The sequence below is a fragment of the Leisingera sp. JC1 genome (assembly GCF_001679925.1).
GTDB lineage: Bacteria > Pseudomonadota > Alphaproteobacteria > Rhodobacterales > Rhodobacteraceae > Leisingera.
This window is the reverse complement of the sequence record NZ_LYUZ01000136.1, coordinates 150,071-171,038: the sequence shown is the minus strand read 5'-3', so window position 1 is coordinate 171,038 and position 20,968 is coordinate 150,071. Positions and strand designations below refer to the sequence as shown.

The window sequence follows — 20,968 nt, the reverse complement described above, 5'->3', positions numbered from 1 at the left end:
AGCTTCCTGGCTCCTTATTCAGCCGGGACCTGGACCGTCAGGCTGGCCTCTTTGGCCGGCGCCTTACGGACCGTCATCCACAGGTTGTAGCACATGATGATGGACCCCGTGAGGAACATCACCCCGCCCAAGCCCCGCACCACATACATCGGGAACTTCGCTGCCACGGTGTCGGCAAAGGAGTTCACCAGGAAGCCGTTGGCGTCCACTTCACGCCACATCAGGCCTTCCATGATGCCGGTCACCCACATCGAAGCGGCGTAGAGAATGATGCCGAGGGTGGCCAGCCAGAAGTGCCAGGAAACCAGGCGCAGGCTGTACAGGCTCTCGCGCTTCCACAACGCCGGCACCAGGTAGTAGAGCGCGCCGAAGGTGATCATGCCGTTCCAGCCCAGCGCGCCGGAGTGCACGTGGCCAATGGTCCAGTCGGTGTAGTGCGACAGCGAGTTCACCGCGCGGATCGACATCATCGGGCCCTCAAAGGTGGACATGCCGTAGAAGCCCAGCGAGATCACCATCATCCGGATCACCGGGTCGGTGCGCAGCTTGTCCCAAGCGCCCGACAGGGTCATCAGGCCGTTGATCATGCCGCCCCAGGAAGGCATCCACAGGATCACCGACATCACCATGCCCAGGGTCGAGGCCCAGTCAGGCAGCGCGGTGTAGTGCAGGTGGTGCGGACCGGCCCAGATGTAGAGGAAGATCAGTGCCCAGAAGTGGATGATCGACAGCTTGTAAGAGAACACCGGACGCTCGGCCTGTTTCGGGATGAAGTAGTACATCATGCCCAGGAAGCCCGCGGTCAGGAAGAAGCCCACTGCGTTGTGGCCGTACCACCACTGGATCATCGCATCCTGCACGCCAGGCCACACGATGACCGACTTGGAGCCCCAGATCGAGACCGGGATGGTCATATTGTTGATCAGGTGCAGCATCGCCACGGTGACGATGAACGACAGGTAGAACCAGTTCGCCACATAGATATGCGGCTCCTTGCGCTTGATGATGGTGCCCAGGAACACCGCCAGATAGGCAACCCAGACGATGGTCAGCCACAGGTCGACGTACCATTCGGGCTCAGCGTATTCCTTGGACTGGGTGCCGCCCAGCAGATAGCCGGTTGCTGCCAGCACGATGAACAGCTGGTAGCCCCAGAACACGAACCAGGCCAGGTTGCCGCCCCAGAGGCGCGCAGCAGAGGTCCGCTGCACCACGTAAAACGAGGTCGCGATCAGCGCGTTGCCGCCAAAGGCAAAGATCACCGCAGAGGTGTGCAGCGGGCGCAGGCGGCCAAAGTTGGCCAGGCCCTCGGCCCATTCGAAGTTCAGCGCCGGAAATGCCAGCTGAAACGCGATGAAGGTTCCCGCCAGGAACCCGACCACGCCCCAGAAGGCGGTTGCAATCGTGCCAGCGCGGATCACGCTGTCGAAATACTCATTTTCCAGACCGGCGGGTGCCATTTTCGGCTCGTCGGTTCTGCGCAAAGTGTAGAGAAACAGGCCGCCAGCCACGATCATCACGATGATCGCGTGCACCTGGTAAGCCAGATCCCGCGCGTAATTGGTGCCGATCATCGCAAACAGCGTGATCAGACCAAGCGCTATCAGCTTGATATAATTAGACATCTTGCGTCCCTTTGCCATGCTCCCGCGAATCCTGCGGATACGGGAACGTTATTAGACCGCGCCCTTCATGCAAAACGCGCCTTTCTGCCGCCTTGATCTGCATCAAGACATTTCCGGGCAACATGTGACACTTCTTCCCGAGCAGTGAAACTCCACGCACCGGCACCCGTCAGGATTGCGGTGCACTTTCCGCCGAGAGGTGTCAATGTCCTACAAGTCCTTACTTACCGTTCTGACAGCTGCGGACACCGCAGCGGCGCCTTTGGCGCAAATTGCGGCTCTGGCTGAGGAATTCGGCGCCCATGCCGATGCGCTCTGCCTTGGCGTCGACCGTACCCAGACTGGATACTACTATGCCGGGGCCAATGCGATGGTGCTGCAGGAAACGCTGGCCCGCGCGCAGGAAGAGGCTGAAGAGGTCCAGGCCCGGGCCGACGCGGCCCTGAAGCAGGCAGGCGCGGCCTACGGCACCGACAGCGGCGTCGCCCAGATCGCCGACATCGGCCGCCATGTGGCGCGGGCTGCACGGTTTTCCGACCTTGTGGTGCTGGGCCAGCCTTACGGGCCAGACAAGCGTGCCGAGGCAGAGCCGATTGTCGAAGCCGCACTGTTTGAGGGCCGCGCACCGGTACTGGTGGTGCCGGACAAGGCTGCGCCGCTGAAGCAGCCCAAGACTGTATTGGTGGCCTGGAACGAAAGCATCGAGGCGATGACCGCGATCCGCCGGGCGATGCCGTTCCTGAAAGCTGCCGATCTGGTCCGCATCGCGGTGATCGACCCGCCGCAGCACGGCCCCGAACGCTCGGATCCCGGCGGCATGCTGGCGCAAATGCTGGCCCGCCACGGGGTCAATTGCGAAATCGACGTGCTCAGCAAGACGCTGACCCGGGTGTCGGACGTGCTGAACCGCCACGCCGCCGACACCGCCGCCGACATGATCGTTATGGGAGCTTATGGCCATTCCCGCTTCCGCGAGGCGATCCTTGGCGGCGCCACCCGCAACATGCTGGAACAAGCCGCGGTGCCGGTGCTGATGGCCCACTAAGGCCAGCTAGGCTGTACAAACAGAAAGGCGCCCCGCGGGGCGCCTTTTTCGTGGCCGTAGCCGGGACCTAGCCTGCCTTGCGGATCAGGCCGATCAGGAACAGAAGGATCACCGCACCGATTGTGGCGTGGATCAGCGACCAGAAAAAGCCGCCGCCCGCGGCAAACCCCAGCGCCGGAAAGATGGTGCCGGCGAGGAAGGCGCCAACCACGCCGACAATGATATTGCCAAGGATGCCAAAGCCGCGCCCCTGCATGATCTTGCCTGACAGCCAGCCCGCCAGCGCCCCGATGATCAGCATCCCGATCAGACTTCCAAACTGCATTGCCGCCTCCATGTGTTGTTACCGCAATAGTAGAACACAACCGCGGCTCCAGGTCACCCGCTGCCGTCAGGTCCGGCAACCAGAACCTCTCCCGCCTGTCGTCCGCCTTTCCTGCGAAAGGCGTTCCCCCGTTGGGAGAGCGGGTCCGGCACAGCCGGGCACGCGCGGGAGAGCCTCGTTTCCTTTCGTCCGGCCTCAGCGAACGTAATGCATCCCCTGGAAACCGGCACGGTACGCGGCAACCTCCGGCGCCATGGCTGCCGGGTCCTCTACCCGTAGGGCGCGGGCGATCAGGTCTGCGAGCTTGGGCGCATCCGCCACCGTGACGCCGCGGCGCACCAGCTCCGGCGTACCGATGCGCAGGCCGTTCATGTCTCCCGGCACCTCCGCAATGGGCAGGCCGATGCCGCAGGCCAGAAAGCCCGCCTTGCGCAGATGCTTCGACGCCGCCTGGCCGCCGCCGAATTCCGCCGCTTCCAGTGCAAACTGATGCGACTGCGTCATGCCCCGCGCGGCAGCAAAGACCGGCAGTCCCTGCCCCGCCAGCGCCTCGGCCAGTGCCAGCGACAGGTCCGCCATCGCCTTGGCATAGCCCGCGCCATGCTCCACCCAGTCCAAGAGGCTCATCGCCAGTGCCGCCGATTTGGCCGCGTCGAAATTCGCGGTCATGCCGGGAAAGGCGATGGCATCCAGCCGCTCGGCGATTTCCGCATCGTTGGTGACGATCAGCCCGCCAGCAGGACCGCCCAAGCTCTTGTAGGTGCTCATCGTCATCATATGCGCGCCCTGCTCCAGCGGGTTGGCCCAATGGCCGCCCGCAATCATGCCGCATTGGTGGGCGGCGTCGAACAGCACCTTGGCGCCCGCCTCATCGGCAATCGCGCGCACCTCTGCCACCGGATGCGGGAACAGGTTGAGGCTGCCGCCGATGGTGATCAGCTTGGGCCGCACCTCGCGCGCCAGATCGTGCAGCGCGTCCAGATCGACGGTATAGCCATCCGCATCCACCGGCGCCGGATGGGTCTGAAGCCCGTAAAGCCCGGCACAGCCGCCCGCGTGATGGGTGACATGCCCGCCCACCGCGGCAGGCGGCGCGATGATGGCATCGCCGGGTTTGGTCAGCGCCATGAAGCCATAGAGGTTCGCCAGCGCACCCGAGCCCACCCGGATCTCCGCGTACCGCGCGTTGAAGACCTTTGCGGCGACCTCAGCGGCGATCACCTCGATCTCCTCGATGGCCTCAAGCCCCATCTCGTATTTGTCGCCGGGATAGCCCAGCGACGGCCGGCTGCCGAGACCGGTGGCCAAGAGCGCCTCTGCCGCCGGGTTCATCACATTGGTGGCCGGGTTCAGGTTGAAGCAGTCGCGGTCGTGGATCTGCGTGTTGAGATCCGCCAGCGCGGTCAGCCGCGCAGCGGTCACTGCGCTGGTGGCAGCGGCGGTCTTGGCGGCCACGGTCTGCACGTAATCTTCACAGGCGGCGGGCACCCAGTTGCGGCGGGCAAGCTCTGTCATGGTCTGTCTCCTTCGCGCGGTGGCGGGTTTCTCTCTGCCCCCATCAAAGCGCCGATGCCCCCTTGCCTGCAAATCAGTTTTCCAGAAAACTAGGGCTAGAAAAATTGAGTCTAAGTCATGGCTGTTTCCCCGCCCCCTGCCCAATCGCTGCCGCTGACCGCCTTGCGCGCCTTTGAGGCCGCCGCGCGCCTCGGCGGTTTCTCCGCCGCCGCGCAGGAGCTGGGCGTGACGCCCGGCGCGGTCTCGGCCCAGATCAAGTCGCTGGAGGACGCGCTGCAGGCGCAGCTGTTCCATCGCCGCCCCAAGCAGGTGACGCTGACGCCGCTTGGCGCGCGGGTGCTGCCGGAGTTCACAGCGGCCTTCGACCAATTGAACGCCGCCACCCGCACCTTGCGCGAAGAAGCCCAGCCCAGCACCGTCCATATCGCCACCCTGCCCGCCATCGCCCAGTTCTGGCTGTCGCCGCGGCTGCCAGAATTGCGCGCTGCAATGCCGGAGATGGTGGTTTCGGTCACAGCCACCGAGGAGCCGCCGAATCTGAAGCGCACGCCCTATGACCTGTGCCTGTTCTACGGCGGCGATTTGGGCGAGGTGATCGAACAGGACGTGATCTTTCCGGTCTGCGCGCCGGCGCTGGCGCAGCATCTGCACACCCCCGCCGACCTGCAGAATGTGCCCTGCCTGTCAGACGCGGTCTGGGCGCAGGATTGGGAACACTGGCTGCAGACCGCCTGCCCCGGTGAGATCCTGCACCTGAGGGGGCCGGAATACTCGCTTTACTCGCTGGCGGTGGAGGAAGCTATCAATGGCGCAGGGGTGCTGATCGGCCATCAGGCACTGGTGGCGCCGCTTCTGGACAGCGGCAGGCTGGTGGCGCCGTTTGCCGTGACGGCCAGCCTGCCGCGCGGCCTGCGGCTGTGGAGCCTGCGCCCCTCCGGCCCGCGCAGCCCGGCGGCGCGGGTGGCGCGCTGGCTGACGGAAAACAGGTAGGAAATACCCGGAACGGGGTCTCAGCCCAGGAAGCCGCCGTCGCTGTCGTCGCCCGCCTCTTCCATCAGACGGCGCATGTCGGGCACGGTCACATGCCGCTTGCCTTCCAGCTCGATGATGCCGTCCCGCTTGAGCGCCGAGATCTGGCGGCTCACGGTTTCCAGCGTCAGGCCCAGGTAGTCGGCCATTGCCTCCCGCGTCAGCGGCAGGTCGAACACCATCCGGTTGGTGGCGCCGCCCGGCGTCAGCGAGGCATCGCGGCGGGCGATGATCGACAACAGGCTCGCGATCTTCTCACGCGCGGTCTTGCGGCCCAGCACCAGCATCCACTCACGCGCGGCGTCGAGTTCGTCCAGGGTCATTTCCAGCAGCCGGTGGGCGATATGCGGGGTGCGCTCCATCAGTTCTTCGAACGGCTTCTTGCGGAAACAGCACATCACCACATCGGTGGTCGCCGCCACATCATAGGCCGCGCCTTCGCGGCCCGGGCGGCCGACAAAATCGCTGGGCAGCAGCAGGCCCACCATCTGGGTGCGCCCGTCCTCCATCGTCTGGGTCAGGGACGCGATGCCAGAGACCACGGAGCCTACAAAGTTCATCACATCGCCGGACCAGATGATCGGCTGGCCGGCCTCATAAGTGCGGTAGTATTTGATCGCGTCCAGCTCCTCCAGCTCATCCGCGTTGCAGCGCGCGCAAACAGCACGGTGACGGATCGGGCAGTCGCCGCATCTGGAATGGGAAAGGACTGGAGCGTTCATTCGTTGGTCCCGTTTGATCTGGGTCAAGGCTCTGGTTCGCGCGTTCCCATAACGCTAATTGAATGGAACAAAAAGCTCAATTGGCCGAACTGGGTTTGTTTGACGCCAAAGTGCCGCGCTACACCAGTTATCCAACGGCGCCGCACTTTGGGAAAGAGACGGATTCCACGCAGTTTTCCAGTTGGATTTCAAAGATTTCCCCCGGCAGCAGCATTTCGCTTTATGTGCATGTTCCCTTCTGCCGCAGGCTGTGCTGGTTCTGCGCCTGCCGCACGCAGGGCACCCATTCCGATGCCCCGGTGGAGGCCTATGTCCAGGTTTTGAAGGCTGAGATTGCGCTTTTGAAGGCGCAACTGCCCGAGGGCATCACCCTGTCGCGCCTGCATTGGGGCGGCGGCACTCCGACCTTGCTGAGTGCGGATCTGATCCGCGATCTGGCGGCCGCAATCACCAAGGCCATTCCACTGGCGCCGCGGGCGGAGTTCTCGGTCGAGATCGACCCGAACGAAATCGGAGACCGGCGGCTGGATGCGCTGGCCGCCGCGGGCATGAACCGCGCTTCTGTGGGCGTGCAGGATTTTGACAGCACCATCCAGCAGGCGATCGGCCGCATCCAGAGTTTTGAGGCCACACGCGCCGCCATTGAGCAATTGCGCGCACATGGGATCCGCAGCCTCAATGCGGATATCCTCTATGGCCTGCCGCACCAGACGCCCGCGATCATGACCGAAAGCGTGCAGAAACTGCTGTCGCTGACACCGGACCGGGTGGCAGTCTACGGCTATGCCCATGTTCCCTGGATGGCCGGGCGGCAGACTATGATCCGCTCCGATGCGCTGCCCACCCCGGAGGCCCGGCTGGAGCTGTTCGAAACCGCCCGCCAGCTGTTCCAGTGGGACGGCTACCGGGAGATCGGCATCGACCATTTTGCGCGGCCGCACGACGGGCTGGCGGTGGCGCAGCGGACCGGACGTCTTCACCGCAATTTCCAGGGCTACACCGACGATCCGGCGGAGGTGCTGATCGGCATCGGCGCCTCGGCGATCTCGCGGTTCCCGCAAGGCTACGCGCAAAACGCGCCCTCCACCTCGGCCTACGTCCGCGCCATCCGCGACGGCCAGTTCGCCACCGCCCGCGGCCATGCCTTTGGCGGCGAGGACCTGCTGAGGGCGCGGCTGATCGAGGCGCTGATGTGCGATTTCCGCATCTGCCGCGAGGAAATCCTGTCGCGCTTTGCCGTTATTGAGGCAGACCTGGACCGGATGTTTGCTGAGACCAGCGCAGCCTTTCCGGGAATGCTGGAGGTTTCCGCAAAGGGGCTGAGCATCCGCGAGGAAGCCCGCCCGCTGACCCGGATGATCGCCCGCAGCTTTGATGCCTATGACCTGAGCCACGCAGGCCACAGCACCGCCATCTGATCCCTTACTGCCGGGTAGGAGTTCTCCCGCCCGTCGCCGCCGCGCCCAAGGCCGCCGAGGGATCTTGGTGCAGCCGGGGCACCTGCGGGCGCGGGAGGGTTCCGGTGCTTTTCAGCGGCCTCTCAATAGATCAGCAATGCTGACCAAATGTTTCGCGCGCGAAACATTTGGTCAAACGCGCTGCCGCAATTTCTGGGCGTTGCGCGGGCTGCGAACGCATAGATGCTGCAAAGCCTGCCAAAGCGTTAACCTGGGAGCTGTCTATCCCGCCGCCGCCAGCAGCCTGCGGGTATAGTCCTGTTTCGGATTGGCAAACAGCTCCTCTGCCGCGCCGGTTTCCACAACGTCACCCTGATTCATCACCACGACCTGATGCGACATCGCCCGCACCACGTTGAGGTCGTGGGAGATGAACAGATAGGCCAGCCCATAACGTGCCTGCAGATCGCGCAAGAGTTCGACAATCTGCACCTGCACCGTCATGTCCAGCGCCGAGGTGGGTTCGTCCAGCACCACCAGCTTGGGGCGCAGCACCATGGCGCGGGCAATCGCAATCCGCTGCCGCTGGCCGCCGGAGAACTCATGCGGGTAGCGGTCCATCGCAGCCGGATCCAGCCCCACCTCCGTCATCACCTCTGCCACCAGTTCGCGGCTGTCGCGGTGCTGGTCGACCTTATGGATGGCGAGGCCCTCGGAAATGATCTGGGCGCAGGTCATCCGCGGGCTGAGAGAGCCGAACGGGTCCTGGAACACGATCTGCATGTCCTTGCGCAGCGCGCGCAAATCGCGGGTGGACCATTTGCGCAGGTCCTGGCCCTGGAAGGTGACCGCGCCCTCGGACGCGATCAGCCGCATGATGGCAAGCGCCAGGGTGGTCTTGCCGGAGCCGCTCTCACCGACGATGCCCAGGGTTTCGCCTGCCCGAACCGAAACCGACATCGGATTGACCGCCTTCACATGGCCGACGGTGCGCTTCAGCAGGCCGCGCTGGATCGGGAACCAGACCTTGAGGTCTTTGGCCGCCACCAGTTCCTGCGCGCCCGCCAGCACCGGCTGCGGCTGGCCTGAGGGTTCCGCCGCCAACAGTTTCTGCGTGTAGGGATGCTGCGGGTTGGCGAAGATTTCGGCCGCCGGGCCTTCCTCGACAATTTCGCCGCTCTTCATCACGCAAACCCGGTCGGCGATGCGGCGCACGATGCCGAGGTCATGGGTGATGAACAGCAGCCCCATGCCTTCGCTTTTCTTGAGGTCTGCCAGAAGGTCGAGGATCTGCGCCTGGATGGTGACGTCCAGCGCGGTGGTCGGCTCATCCGCGATCAGGATGTCGGGCTTGTTGGCCAGTGCCATGGCGATCATCACCCGCTGCCGCTGCCCGCCCGAGAGCTGGTGCGGGTAGGAGGTGAGACGATTTTCGGCGTCGCGGATGCCGACCTTCTCCAAGAGTTCCAGAATACGCGCGCGGGCGGATTTGCCGGTCAGTCCCTGATGCAGGGCCAGGGATTCTTCCAGCTGCCGTTCAATGGTGTGCAGCGGGTTGAGGGAGGTCATCGGCTCCTGGAAGATGAAGCTGATGTCATTGCCGCGCACCTGCATCAGGTGGCGCTCGCTGGCGCCGACCATCTCGGTGCCATCATAGGTGACGGAACCGCTCACCATGGCGCTGTCGCCCAGGAGCGAGACGGTGGACAGGGCTGAGACCGATTTGCCGGAGCCGCTCTCGCCCACCAGCGCAACGGTCTCGCCGCGCCCGACGGAGAAGGAGACGCCGCGCACCGCTTCGGTCACCTTGCCGTCCTGGCGGAAGGAGACGCGGAGGTTCTGGACGTTCAGCAGGGGGGAGGCATTTGTGGTCATTGTTTTTCCCCTTGCGGCACCACGATGAGGGCAGTGCCCGTCCGAGGGCGGAAACGAAGTGCCCACCCGTCAAACCGAAGGTTTGCCTCCGGCAAAACGGGGCGGACGGGCACTGCCCGGCGTGCCGCCGGGCGGAACACATTACTATCGCCTGTCCAACTCATGAAAACGTCTTCCGCGGGTCGAAGGCATCGCGCACGCCTTCGAAAATGAAGATCAAGAGCGACAGCATGATGGCAAAGGTGAAGAAGGCGGTGAAGGCAAGCCAGGGCGCCTCCAGGTTCTGCTTGGCTTGCAGCGTCAGCTCCCCCAACGAGGGCGCCGAGGACGGCAGGCCGAAGCCGAGGAAATCCAAACCTGCCAGCAGGCCGATGGTGCCGGTGATGATGAAGGGCAGCATCGTCAGCGTCGCCACCATCGCATTGGGCAGCATGTGGCGGAACATGATGGTCAGGTTGCCGACCCCCAGCGCCTTGGCGGCGCGGACATATTCCAGATTGCGGGCGCGCAGGAACTCGGCCCGCACCACCCCGACCAGCGCGGTCCAGCCGAACAGCACCATCAGGAAGACCAGCAGCCAGAAACTGCGGCCCAGGATCGCAAACATGATGATGATGACATAGAGCGAGTTCACCGAGCCCCAGACCTCGATCACCCGCTGGAACACCAGATCCGTCAGCCCGCCGAAATAGCCCTGCACCGCGCCTGCCAGAATGCCGATGATGCTGGCAGCACCCGTCACCATCAGGGTGAACAGGATCGACAGGCGGAAGCCGTAGATCACCCGAGCCAGCACGTCGCGCTTGGTGTCATCCGTGCCCAGGAGGTTCAGCCCGCCGGGCGGCAGCGGCGCCGCGCCGGGACGGTCCACGGTGGTGTCAAAGCTGTAGGGAATCGGCGGCCACAGGGTCCAGCCTTCGTGGAAGTCCTCGCCTGCATAGGTGCCCGCGGCGATCTCCTTCAGGATGGTGTCCGGCTCGTCAAAGCAGTCCTCGATGCCGCCGGAGCGGATCAGGCATTCGACCTCCGGGTCGCTATAGACGGCTTCGGTCTGGAAATCTCCGCCGAATTGGGTCTCCGGGTAGAACTTGAACACCGGTGCATGGATTTCGCCGCGGTAGCTTACGAGGATCGGCTTGTCGTTGGCGATGAACTCGGCAAACAGCGACAGGCCGAACAGCACCGCGAAGATCCACAGCGACCAGTAGGCGCGGCGGTTGCGGCAGAAGTTGCGCCAGCGGCGCTGATTGAGGGGGGAGAGCTTCATCACTTAGTCCACCCACGCCCAAAAACAGATATCTTACACACGGCCGCAAGGCCGGGCAGCGCCCGTCCCGCCCCCCACGGGGCGGGCGCTTCGCTTCCACCCCGCCGGGCCGGGCACCGCCCTTTGTGACTTATAGGGAAAGCCATGGATCAGCCCTCCCGCTTTTCAAAGTCGATGCGCGGGTCGACCACCACATACATCAGGTCGGAGATGATGCCGACCACCAGCCCCATCAGGCCGAAGATATACATGGTGCCGAACATCACCGGGTAGTCGCGCGCCACTGCGGCCTCGAACCCCAGCCGGCCGAGGCCGTCGAGCGAGAAGATTGTCTCGATGATCAGGGAGCCTGCAAAGAACACGCCGATGAACACCGCCGGGAAGCCCGCAATCACAATCAGCATCGCGTTGCGGAACACATGGCCGTAGAGCACCCGGTTCTCACTCAGGCCCTTGGCGCGAGCGGTCATGACGTATTGCTTCTTGATCTCGTCGAGGAAGGAGTTCTTGGTCAGCAGCGTCAGCGTCGCAAAGGCCGCTATGGTGGAGGCGGTGACCGGCAGCGCGATGTGCCAGAAATAATCCGCGATCTTGCCGAACAGGCTGAGGCTTTCCCAGTTGTCCGACGTCAGCCCGCGCAGGGGGAAGATCTGCCAGTAGGAGCCGCCGGCAAACAGCACCAGCAGCATGATGGCAAAGAGGAAACCGGGGATCGCGTAGGCGGCGATGATCACGCCGCTGGTCCAGGTATCGAAGGGCGAGCCGTCGCGCATTGCCTTGCGGATGCCCATCGGGATCGAGATCAGATAGGCAATCAGCGTCGACCACAGGCCGAGCGAGATCGAGACCGGCATTTTCTCCAGCACCAGGTCGGTCACGTCGATCTTGCGGAAATAGCTCTCTCCGAAATCAAAGCGGGCGTAGTTTCCCAGCATCGTCAGAAAGCGTTCCAAGGGCGGCTTGTCGAGGCCAAACTGTTCTTCCAGTTCCTTGATCAGCTCCGGCGGCAGACCCTGGCGGCCGGCGTAGTTTTCATTGGCACTGATCGCCTCGGTACCCGCATCCCCGCCGCCGCCGGCGAAACCTTCGAACACGTCGCCGCCGCCCTCAAGCTGGGCAATGATCTGTTCGACGGGACCGCCGGGCACGAATTGCACCAGGGCAAAGTTCACCACCAGAATGCCGAACAGCGTCGGGATCACCAGCAACAGACGCCGGAGGATATAGGCTGCCATCTCAGGTCCCTTACCGCAGCGCGCCGGCGGCTTTCAGCTCCGCCTCGCGCTCAGCATCAATCCACCACAGGTCCAGAAGACCGGTGTCATAAGGCGGCAGGTTTTCCGGCTGGCGGTACATGTCCCAATAGGCAATCCAGTTCACATCCAGATACCAGGTCGGCACCACAAAGCGCTTGGCCCGCAGCACCCGGTCCAGCGCGCGGGCGTTGGCGCGCAGCTCTTCCTGGGTCTTGGCATCGACGATGTTGCCGATCAGCGCATCCACCGCCGGATCTGCCAGGCCTGCCGGGTTGAACACCGAATACTCATGCGCCTCGGAGCCGAAGTACTGGTACAGGCCGGTCGAAGGCTCCAGCGACATCGGATAGGCAGAGGAGATCATGTCGAACTCCTTCTCTCGGCGGCGGCTGGTGTACTGGGCATAATCGACCCGGTTCAGCACCGCATCCACACCCATGGTGCGCAGGTTGGCGACATAGGGCTGCACGATGCGTTCGATGGTCGGGCTGTCGGCGAGGAATTCGACCTTCAGCGGCTCGCCTTGCGCGTTGCGGCGCATGCCGTCATCGCCGACGGTCCAGCCGGCCTCGTCCAGCAGTTTCATTGCCCGGCGCAGGTTCTTGCGGTCGCCGGGGCGCGACGCCTTGGAGGCATGTGCCATCACCGGCTCAGTGGTCAGGATGGACGGGTCGATCTGATCGCCCAGCGCCTCCAGCACCTCTTTCTCGCGGCCCTCGGGCAGGCCCTCGGCGGCCAGCGGCGAATCCTGCCAGAAGGAGGAGCGATGCCGGAACAGCCCATACTGCAGGCTTTCGTTGGTCCATTCGAAATTGAACGCCAGCTGCATCGCCTCGCGCACGCGGATGTCCTGGAACTTGGGTTTCAGCAGGTTCATCACAAACCCGCTGGCGGCCGGCACGTTGCCGTCGGGGAACTCACCCTTGATCACATGGCCCTTGTCGACTGCGGCGAATTCATAGTTGGAGGCCCAGTTCTTGGAGTTGTTTTCGGGGCGCAGGGTATAGACCCCGGCCTTGAATCCCTCCATCGCGGCAACATCATCGCCGAAATACTCGACCCGGATGCGGTCATAGTTATGGCGGCCAACGTTCACGTTGAGGCCCTTGCCCCAGTAGTCCGGGTTGCGCTTGTAGACGATGCGCTGGTTCACGTCGGCGCTTTCCAGAACATAAGGCCCGGAGCCGATGCCCGGATCCAGGCGGGGCTCGTCAATGCGGCGGTTTTCCGGGTCAGCCTCGAACCAGGCCTTGGAAAAGACTGAGGTGCCGCCGACCTGGGTGATCATCGCCCGGCGCGGGAAATCCGGGGAGAAGTAGAATTTCACCCGGTGCGGTCCCAGCGCCTCGGCCTTGGGGATACGTTTGCGCACCGCTTCGGCATAAGATTTCAACCCCTGCTCCAGCAAGATGTTGTGGGAGAACACCACATCATCCGCGGTGACCGGGCTGCCGTCAGAAAACTTTGCTTCGGGACGCAGGTTGAAAATCACCCAGTCCTGGCTTTCCGGGTATTCCAGGCTTTCGGCAATCAGGCCGTAGTAGGAGCCGGGCTCGTCATAGGAGTCCACCAGCAGGCTTTCGAACTGGGCTGAGGACAGCGCCCCTGCCCGGCCCTTGCGGGTGTAGGGGTTCATGCTGTCGAAAGTGCCGACGGCAGAGATCGACAATTCGCCGCCCTTGGGGGCCTCAGGATTCACGTAGTCGAAATGGTCAAAACCCTGCTGGTATTTCAGCTCTCCGAATTCGGCAAAGCCATGCGCCTTGATGATGGTCTCCTCCGCCCGCGCCAGCGTGACGGCGGCCAGCGTCAGGATCAAGCCGAGCGCAAGCGCGGCGGCGGCCTGCAGCGGGTTCACTCTGTCCTTGGCGCGCACACGCGCTGCAGCTTGGGCGGTATTCATCTGCCATGACCTCCTGTGCCCGGAACTTTGGCCCGGGTTATCCGGCCCCAAGCTAATGTCCGGGGGCGGTAACATTCAAGTTGAGATTAGGTGATATCCCCGGCTCTCTTGGCACAAAGCAGCCGAAAACCACGCATTTTCAAGGCCGCGCTTGCCCGCAATAAAATTGCCTGCCAGCCTCATATCACGATTGCGTTATGAAACGAGGGAGTTTGCGATGCTGAAGTCAATGAGATTTGCCGCCCTTGCGGTTGCCGGGGCCGCCGCGCTCAGCGCCTGCGCCCAGCAGGAAGAGGAAGTCGTCTACACCAGCCCGGAAGAGGCCTATTGCGTGCAGACCGGCGGCAGCTACGTGCTGCGCAGCGGCAAGGCGGGCACGATCGGCGTCTGCATCCTGCCCGACGGCACGGAGCGCGATGCGCTGGCCTATTACCGGGAAAACAATCCGGCCTGAGCAAGGACCACTCACGCGAACATCAAAAAAGCCGCTGCTTACCGCAGCGGCTTTTTCAATTGGATGGCTGGGACAGCGGACAGGATTAGTTGTCCAGGCTGTCCAGGTAGGCGATGAGGTTCACCCGGTCGCCCTGTTTCTTCAGGCCGGAGAACGACATGGTGGTGCCCGATGCGTAGGCCGACGGTTTGGTCAGGAAGGCGTCCAGCTCTTCCGGGGTCCAGGCCTTGCCGGCCAGACCGGTCAGCGCGCCGGAATAGCCGAAACCGGATGCCGAAGCGATGTCGCGGCCAACCACACCGTACAGATACGGGCCGGTTGCGTTGGCGCCGTCTTCCAGCTTGTGGCAAGCGGAGCATTTCTTGAATACCTTGGCGCCTTTTGCGGCGTCGGCGGAGGCCATCAGCTCTTCAAAGCTGACTTGCGGCTCATCGCCGCCGGCATCTTCGGCCGCGGCAACTTCGATCACATAGGCGGCCTCACCATGGCTGTCCACGTGATACAGGCTGCTGGCAGCCCATTTGCCCAGCAGGAGAACCAGGAACGCGCCGCAGACGCCTGCGGTCGCTTTGGTAAGGGTCATTGTGTCAAACATGAATCGCGGGTCCATTTAGCTGTCTGCCCGGGTGTCTAAGGCTTCCCCTTGCAAGTGGCAAGGTATAGACAGCGCGACGAAACGCCCAATTCTTGAAGTTTTGCACGGGGAACACACCCATGAGCCGCAAAATCGCCATTCAGGGGGAGCTTGGCTCCTACAGCCACGAGGCCTGCCGCATTGCCCGCCCCGGCATGGAGGTGCTGCCCTGCCGCACCTTTGAGGAGATTCTGGAGGCGGTGCGCAGTGGCGAGGCAGAGCAGGCGATGCTGCCGGTGGAGAACTCCACCTACGGCCGCGTGGCCGACAGCCACCGGCTGCTGCCGCACAGCGGGCTGCATATCATCGACGAGGCCTTTGTGCGGGTGCATATCAACCTGCTGGCGGTGCCGGGAGCAAAACTGGAGGACATCCGCGAGGCGCATTCGCATCTGGTGCTGCTGCCGCAATGCGGCACCTTCCTGCGCGAGCATGGCATCCGCGGCCGCGTCAGCCCCGACAACGCCCGTGCCGCCCGGGACGTGGCAGAGGCCGGCGACATCCACTCCGCCGCGCTGGCCAGCGAGCTGGCGGGCGAGATCTACGGGCTGAACGTGCTGGCCCGCCATATTGAGGACAACGGCGACAACACGACCCGTTTTCTGATCATGGCCAAGGACATCGATTACACCCGCCGCGGCGCCCACAACATGATCACCAGCTTTGTGTTCCAGGTCCGCAACATCCCGGCGGCGCTCTACAAGGCGATGGGCGGTTTTGCCACCAATGGGATCAACATGACCAAGCTGGAAAGCTACATGGTGGACGGCTCGTTCACCGCGACGCAGTTCTATGCCGATATCGAGGGCCACCCCGAGGATGCCAATGTGCAGCTGGCGATGGACGAGCTGAGCTATTTCACCACCAATGTGGAAATCCTCGGCGTTTACCCGGCTGACAACGGCCGGTTCTGAGCGCGGAACAGGCGGAGGGGCATTGCCCCTCTTGGCCGTGCGTCCAATTCACACCAGGAAATTTTCGGCCAGAGGAAGAGACGGAACCCGCCACGCGCCAGCGTGGCGCCCGGCCCAACGGCGCGGTGCAATCTTTGATTGCGCCAAAGCGGGCGGGAGCAATACTGTTCTGCCTGAATGGTGCGGGGGATAAGTGAGAGGCTGGACATCGACCCAAGCGGGGCTCGTTGTGGCTGCTTCCTTCCGGACCTGACCAGGTTGGCGAGGCGCTTGCCCGCGCCAACCTCTCGAATCCCGATATAAGGACCGCTGCCGGGAATGGCAAGGGCGCCTGCGGCACCGCTTCGGGGTGCCTAAAGCTGCAGGTCCAGCTCCCAGAAACCCGCACTGTTAAATCCGCGCGGGACGGCCAGCCCGGCGGGCAGCTCCGCCAGGTGTTCTGCTGCGCCGGGACCGGTCACCGCCACTGCACAGGTGTCCGGCACCGGGGCCAGCTGCCAGGGATAAGGCGCGTCCGCCAGCGGCTCCGGCGGCAGCCGGCCGGCAATATAGTCGCGGATCGCCTGCCGGATACGCAAGGGCGGCAGCGGCAGCTCCCGGGCCGCCTCCAGCATCCGGAAGCGGCCGCCGCCGCTGACCCGGTAACTGTTGACCGCAACCGCAAAATGCTGGCCGGGGTCCACAGGACGGCCCTGCCAGCACAGATCCGTGATCCGCTGCGCCGCCGCGTTGATAAGCTCTCCGGACGCGGAAAACCGCGGCGGCTGCGTGACATCAATCCGGTAGCTGAGCCCGAAGATCACATCAAAGTTATGCCCCGCCCGCAGCGGGTCGGTCAGCCGCTGGCCAGAGCTGCCCGGCACGATCCGGTTGAACAGCCCGGCTGACATCTCCAGCCAGTCCTGCAGCTGGGCGCCGGTGGCCTGAACCACCCGCAGTTCATTCGGGAAGACCTGAAGATCGGCAATGTTGCGGGCACAAAGATCCCCGGCCGCGATATCGGTATAGGACTGCGGACCGGAGCGGCCGCCGAATTTGCCCGGTGCCGCTGCCGACAAGAGCGGCAGGCCTTCACCGGCAGAGCCGCGCAACAGCACCCGCGCCGCAGCGGCCTGGGCGCTGGCGGTCAGGGACAGGCCGCGGTCCGGTGCGAAAAAGGTAAAGTAGGAATGCATCGCCACCGGGCTGCGGCCTGCCGGCTCCTGCATTCTTTCCAGCGTGCGGGAATGATCCTCTGCCAGCGCCTGCACAAGGTCAGGATCCTCTTCCGCCAGCGGCATTGCGGCCCCGGCCGCGCCCGGCTGCGAAACCGGCTGCAGAGCGGCCGATCCGTCAGCCACGTGCCAGCCGCCCGGGGAATACTCCAGCTCCAGCCTGATCACACCAAGGTGCGAACCATGCGCCCCCGGCATCGCCACCGGCTTGGTGAAGGGGTGATCCGGGTGCGGCAGTGTCAGGTGGGTATGGCCGCCAACCAGGGCATCGATGTCCGGCAGCCCGGCCAGTTCGTCCAGGGCATTTTCGCTGCGGTCGCCGCCTGCAGGCGCCAGGCCTGTGTGAGCCAGCGCCAGCACCAGATCGCAGCCCTGCGCCTTCAGCTGCCCGGCCTGCTCTGCGGCGGCCTCCACGATGCCAGCGGCCTGAAGCTGTCCCTGCAGCGCCTGCCGGCACCACGAGAGCGTCTGCGGCGGCAGAACCGACAGCAGTCCGATCCGGACCGGCGGCAGATCCGGGCAGCCCGGCACCCGGCGTTCCAGCACTGCCGAGGAGGCAAACGGCAGCATAAGGCCGGGATGCGCCGCCCGCAGATTGGTGCACAGCACCGGGCAGGGCATATCCGACGTGACCGCAGCCAGCGCGTCGAGACCGATGTCGAAATCGTGGTTGCCCAGACCCGCCGCATCATACTGCAGCACCTGGAACGCCCGCACCAGCGGATGCGGCCCCGCGGCCTGCGGCAGGACATCGCCCAGCGGCACCCCCTGGAAACCGTCGCCATTGTCGACCAGGATGCAGGCCGCCCCCCGGGCCGCGGCCTGCGCGCGCGCCTCAGCGATCAGGGCCGCCACCCGCGACAGCCCGATGGCGGGATCCGGCCGGTTTGCATAGTAATCGTGGCTCAGCAGGTTGCAGTGCAGGTCCGTAGTGGCCAGCACATGCAATTCCCCGGCACTGCGGGCCTTGGAGGCCGCCGCCCCGCCTGTCATGTCCGAAGTTCTGCTGACACCGCCTGCCCGCTGCTCCTCTTGCACCATTCGGCGCCATTTTTGTTTCGCGTTATTTGAATCAGCGTTTCCACGATTTGCAAAGGTTCCTTTGCAGTGCGTGTTAACTTTTTCACACGCGTCTTACGCTGCCGCCCTGTTGCGCCCTGCTCCGCTGCAAAATGACCCTGCGTCAGCCGTGCCGGGTGTGGCCGCATGGCGACAGGCAAGCGCGGATCGCGCCCGAATGCTGGCAACGGCTGCGGCACACTGTCATGGATTGCCGCATTTCCCCGTTGAGCGCGGCCCGAAACCCGCCAGTCATAGGAGAATTGCCATGAAACGCGCGGAACAGGTGACCTTCGGCGGCGGCGGCGGACTTGAGCGCGCCGCGCATTTGCGCAGCGATGCGGCGGCGCTGGAGGCAGCATGGAACAGCCCCCGAGCGCAGGTCCTGCTGGTGTGGCGGGGCAAACCGCTCACACGGCGCGACGCGGAGACGGATCTGCCCTGCAGCCTGGCCTGGACCGCCCCGGCGCATCCGCTGGCTGCCGCGCGCAAGCCGGATGCGCTATTCCTGGGGCTCGCGCCCGGCGACGCGCCCTGCTTCGCCTGCGATATCAGTGACTGGCAGCCCCGGGATCTGGATCAGGCGGCGCTGAACAGCTTTGCCGACGCCAGCGAGCAGCAGCACCCTGACCTGCCGGATACGCATGTCTTTGCAGAGCTTCGCCGGATCATGACCCGCCTCACCCCGCTGGAAGCGGAACTGGCCGCCACCGCCAAGGCGCTGCTGGCCTGGCACCGCAGCCACCGGTTTTGCGCCTGCTGCGGGGCTGCCAGCGATCTGGCGCAGGCCGGCTGGCAGCGGCTGTGCCCGGCCTGCAAGGCGCCGCATTTTCCGCGCACCGACCCGGTGGTGATCATGCTGATCACCCATGGCGACAGTGTCCTGATGGGCCGTTCCCCCGGCTGGCCCGAAGGAATGTATTCGCTGCTCGCGGGATTTGTCGAACCGGGCGAGACGCTGGAGGCCGCCGTGCGCCGCGAAGTGCTGGAGGAGACCGGCGTGCGGGTCGGCGCTGTCAGCTATCTGTCCAGTCAGCCCTGGGCCTTCCCGATGTCGCTGATGTTCGGCTGCGCGGGCGAGGCGCTGAGCCGAGAGATCACCATCGACCCGGAAGAAATCGAGGATGCGCTGTGGATCAGCCGCCAGGAGATGATGACCGTCCACGCAGGCGAACACCCGGTTCTGAAACCCGCGCGCAAAGGGGCGATTGCGCAGTTTTTGATCAAGAACTGGCTTGCGGACACGCTGGACTAAAGCGCATATTTGCCGGAAACGGCGCAGCCACCAAGCCGCAAACGAGGCAGGCGAACATGGAATTTCACAGCAAAGAAGACATCGATGCCCCGATTGCCGAGGTGTTCGGCGCGATCTCGGATTTCGCCTTGCTGGAGCGGTCCGCCCTGCGGCGCGGCATTGAGCTGCAGCGCACCGGCGAGCTGACCCGCCCGGAAGACGGTCTGGCCTGGGACCTTGCCTTCCGGTTCCGCGGCAAGCCGCGCGAGATCAAACTGACAATGGCCTCCTACTCGCCGCCGTCGGGCATGGTGCTGGAGGGCAGCGGCAGCGGTATCGAAGGGCGGACAGAGGTTGAGCTGCTGGCGCTGTCGCCGCAGCGGACCCGGATGTCGGTGCGGCTCAAACTGTCGCCGACCTCGCTGACCGGGCGGCTGCTGGTGCAATCGCTGAAACTGGCACGCAGCAATCTGAACCGCCGCTTCAAGCTGCGGTTAGCGGATTACGCCCGCATCACCGAAGAGCGTCTGAGCCGGTCCGCCTGAGCCGCGGGCAGCCCTGAGCCGGACTGCCGGATAGCCCCGCACGCAAGCTCTACAGCTGCGGCACCAGCCGCGGCCACAGCGGGGCATTGGCGCGGGCAAAGGCGCCAAGGTGGCCGATTTTCCGAACACCGGCTTCCTTCGGATCCAGCACGATCCTGCGCTGCGGCACACCTCCATAGGCATCGCCCAGCCGCCAGACCGCCGGCGGCGGAACCACGTCGTCATCCGCCATCGCAAACAAATCCACCGGGATGCCGGTTTCCGCCCAGCGGGGTTTCGGCAGGCCAAGCCCGGTTTCCGGCAGGTAGCTGCCCGGCGTGGTGCACCAGCGCCGCCACTGCCAGTAGACACCGCCAGGCAAATCGGCCCCGAACCCCACCGCGCGCCCGGGCAGATAGCCCAAGGCGCGGACCAGCGGCGGCACATGGCCGAACCAGAAGGCCAGCGCCAGCGCGCGGTAGGGCCAGGGATGATCGTGGTGATGCACCAAGCCGCCCGCAACCACGATCATGCGGGCGACGTCCGAGAGGCCGTCCTGCAAGGGCATCAGCATTGCCCCCAGCGAATGGCCAATCACCAGCAGCGGCACGCCCGCATAGTGCCGCTGCATTTCTGTCCTGGCGGCTGGCTGATCCGCCAGCGCCCAATCATCCATGGTGGCCTGTGACCGGCGCGGATGCACGCGCGCCGAGGCCCCAAAGTCCCTGTAATCAAAAGTGAGGCAAGCCATCTGCCGCTCTGCCGCCAGCCAGCGCGCGAAATGCCGGTAGTAGCCCTGCGGCACCCCGGTTGCGCCATTCAGCACAACCGCTGCCTTGGCCGGTCCCGCCGGATGATAAAGCTGCCCGGCCAGTTCTGCATCACCGGCGGCAAAGCGCACGTCCTCCACCCGGATATCCGCGGCGTGTTCTGCATGGCTGTCGAGCATGGCACCCTCCTAGACCGATTGGTCTAT

At 64.6% G+C, this 20,968-nt stretch carries 18 protein-coding genes and 1 other RNA gene; 7 read left to right on the top strand and 12 right to left on the bottom strand.

Annotated elements, in window-relative coordinates:
• Positions 1 to 14: 14 nt before the first annotated feature.
• Positions 15 to 1,625 carry a cytochrome-c oxidase, cbb3-type subunit I gene (gene ccoN, locus A9D60_RS22775; RefSeq protein WP_065269696.1) on the bottom strand — a complete coding sequence of 537 codons (1,611 nt, stop codon included), beginning with the start codon at positions 1,623 to 1,625 and terminating at the stop codon, positions 15 to 17.
• A 205-nt stretch (positions 1,626 to 1,830) separates the two neighbouring features.
• On the opposite strand from ccoN, the gene A9D60_RS22770 reads away from it, so the two are divergent.
• Complete coding sequence (locus A9D60_RS22770; RefSeq protein WP_065269695.1) at positions 1,831 to 2,670, top strand: universal stress protein; 840 nt, start codon at positions 1,831 to 1,833, stop codon at positions 2,668 to 2,670.
• 67 nt (positions 2,671 to 2,737) lie between these two features.
• Here the strand turns inward: A9D60_RS22770 and A9D60_RS22765 are convergent, their stop codons facing one another.
• Both A9D60_RS22765 and glyA read right to left on the bottom strand, forming a co-directional pair.
• A complete protein-coding gene (locus tag A9D60_RS22765) occupies positions 2,738 to 2,995 on the bottom strand; it encodes a GlsB/YeaQ/YmgE family stress response membrane protein (protein WP_039189143.1) in 258 nt (85 codons plus the stop codon).
• A gap of 195 nt (positions 2,996 to 3,190) precedes the next feature.
• Positions 3,191 to 4,510, bottom strand: coding sequence for a serine hydroxymethyltransferase (glyA, locus tag A9D60_RS22760; RefSeq protein WP_065269694.1), 1,320 nt, complete (start codon positions 4,508 to 4,510; stop codon positions 3,191 to 3,193).
• A gap of 117 nt (positions 4,511 to 4,627) precedes the next feature.
• Between glyA and A9D60_RS22755 the strand changes: the two genes are divergently transcribed.
• Positions 4,628 to 5,500, top strand: coding sequence for a LysR family transcriptional regulator (locus A9D60_RS22755; protein WP_065269693.1), 873 nt, complete (start codon positions 4,628 to 4,630; stop codon positions 5,498 to 5,500).
• Positions 5,501 to 5,520: 20 nt separating this feature from the next.
• Here the strand turns inward: A9D60_RS22755 and fnrL are convergent, their stop codons facing one another.
• A complete protein-coding gene (fnrL, locus tag A9D60_RS22750) occupies positions 5,521 to 6,261 on the bottom strand; it encodes a transcriptional regulator FnrL (RefSeq protein ID WP_065269692.1) in 741 nt (246 codons plus the stop codon).
• A 62-nt stretch (positions 6,262 to 6,323) separates the two neighbouring features.
• On the opposite strand from fnrL, the gene hemN reads away from it, so the two are divergent.
• Entirely contained in the window at positions 6,324 to 7,679 is a 1,356-nt protein-coding gene (hemN, locus tag A9D60_RS22745) for an oxygen-independent coproporphyrinogen III oxidase (protein ID WP_065269691.1), read from the top strand.
• A 261-nt stretch (positions 7,680 to 7,940) separates the two neighbouring features.
• Here the strand turns inward: hemN and A9D60_RS22740 are convergent, their stop codons facing one another.
• From A9D60_RS22740 to A9D60_RS22725, 4 genes are all read right to left on the bottom strand, one after another.
• Positions 7,941 to 9,533 carry an ABC transporter ATP-binding protein gene (locus A9D60_RS22740; RefSeq protein WP_065269690.1) on the bottom strand — a complete coding sequence of 531 codons (1,593 nt, stop codon included), beginning with the start codon at positions 9,531 to 9,533 and terminating at the stop codon, positions 7,941 to 7,943.
• A gap of 160 nt (positions 9,534 to 9,693) precedes the next feature.
• Complete coding sequence (locus A9D60_RS22735; protein ID WP_065269689.1) at positions 9,694 to 10,800, bottom strand: ABC transporter permease; 1,107 nt, start codon at positions 10,798 to 10,800, stop codon at positions 9,694 to 9,696.
• Positions 10,801 to 10,949: 149 nt separating this feature from the next.
• Entirely contained in the window at positions 10,950 to 12,035 is a 1,086-nt protein-coding gene (locus tag A9D60_RS22730; protein WP_065269688.1) for a microcin C ABC transporter permease YejB, read from the bottom strand.
• Between the two features lie 10 nt (positions 12,036 to 12,045).
• Positions 12,046 to 13,959, bottom strand: a complete 1,914-nt coding sequence (locus A9D60_RS22725; protein ID WP_065269687.1) for an extracellular solute-binding protein — start codon at positions 13,957 to 13,959, stop codon at positions 12,046 to 12,048.
• 217 nt (positions 13,960 to 14,176) lie between these two features.
• On the opposite strand from A9D60_RS22725, the gene A9D60_RS22720 reads away from it, so the two are divergent.
• Positions 14,177 to 14,413: a putative hemolysin gene (locus A9D60_RS22720; protein ID WP_019298218.1), complete on the top strand. Its 237-nt coding sequence runs from the start codon at positions 14,177 to 14,179 to the stop codon at positions 14,411 to 14,413.
• Positions 14,414 to 14,498: 85 nt separating this feature from the next.
• On the opposite strand, the gene A9D60_RS22715 is transcribed toward A9D60_RS22720, so the two are convergent.
• Positions 14,499 to 15,008 carry a c-type cytochrome gene (locus tag A9D60_RS22715; protein ID WP_065269718.1) on the bottom strand — a complete coding sequence of 170 codons (510 nt, stop codon included), beginning with the start codon at positions 15,006 to 15,008 and terminating at the stop codon, positions 14,499 to 14,501.
• A gap of 119 nt (positions 15,009 to 15,127) precedes the next feature.
• Between A9D60_RS22715 and A9D60_RS22710 the strand changes: the two genes are divergently transcribed.
• A complete protein-coding gene (locus tag A9D60_RS22710) occupies positions 15,128 to 15,961 on the top strand; it encodes a prephenate dehydratase (protein ID WP_065269686.1) in 834 nt (277 codons plus the stop codon).
• Between the two features lie 191 nt (positions 15,962 to 16,152).
• Here A9D60_RS22710 and ffs read toward each other — a convergent pair.
• Positions 16,153 to 16,251, bottom strand: an RNA gene (ffs, locus tag A9D60_RS22705) — signal recognition particle sRNA small type.
• A 63-nt stretch (positions 16,252 to 16,314) separates the two neighbouring features.
• Positions 16,315 to 18,216 (bottom strand): 5'-nucleotidase C-terminal domain-containing protein, encoded by a 1,902-nt coding sequence (locus A9D60_RS22700; protein ID WP_065269685.1) that lies wholly within the window; start codon positions 18,214 to 18,216, stop codon positions 16,315 to 16,317.
• Positions 18,217 to 18,502: 286 nt separating this feature from the next.
• Between A9D60_RS22700 and nudC the strand changes: the two genes are divergently transcribed.
• Both nudC and A9D60_RS22690 read left to right on the top strand, forming a co-directional pair.
• Positions 18,503 to 19,489, top strand: coding sequence for an NAD(+) diphosphatase (gene nudC, locus A9D60_RS22695; RefSeq protein ID WP_065269684.1), 987 nt, complete (start codon positions 18,503 to 18,505; stop codon positions 19,487 to 19,489).
• Positions 19,490 to 19,545: 56 nt separating this feature from the next.
• Positions 19,546 to 20,013 (top strand): SRPBCC family protein, encoded by a 468-nt coding sequence (locus A9D60_RS22690; RefSeq protein WP_065269683.1) that lies wholly within the window; start codon positions 19,546 to 19,548, stop codon positions 20,011 to 20,013.
• 49 nt (positions 20,014 to 20,062) lie between these two features.
• Here the strand turns inward: A9D60_RS22690 and A9D60_RS22685 are convergent, their stop codons facing one another.
• On the bottom strand, positions 20,063 to 20,941 hold the full coding sequence (locus A9D60_RS22685; RefSeq protein ID WP_065269682.1) for an alpha/beta hydrolase family protein: 879 nt from the start codon (positions 20,939 to 20,941) through the stop codon (positions 20,063 to 20,065).
• Positions 20,942 to 20,968 lie beyond the last annotated feature (27 nt).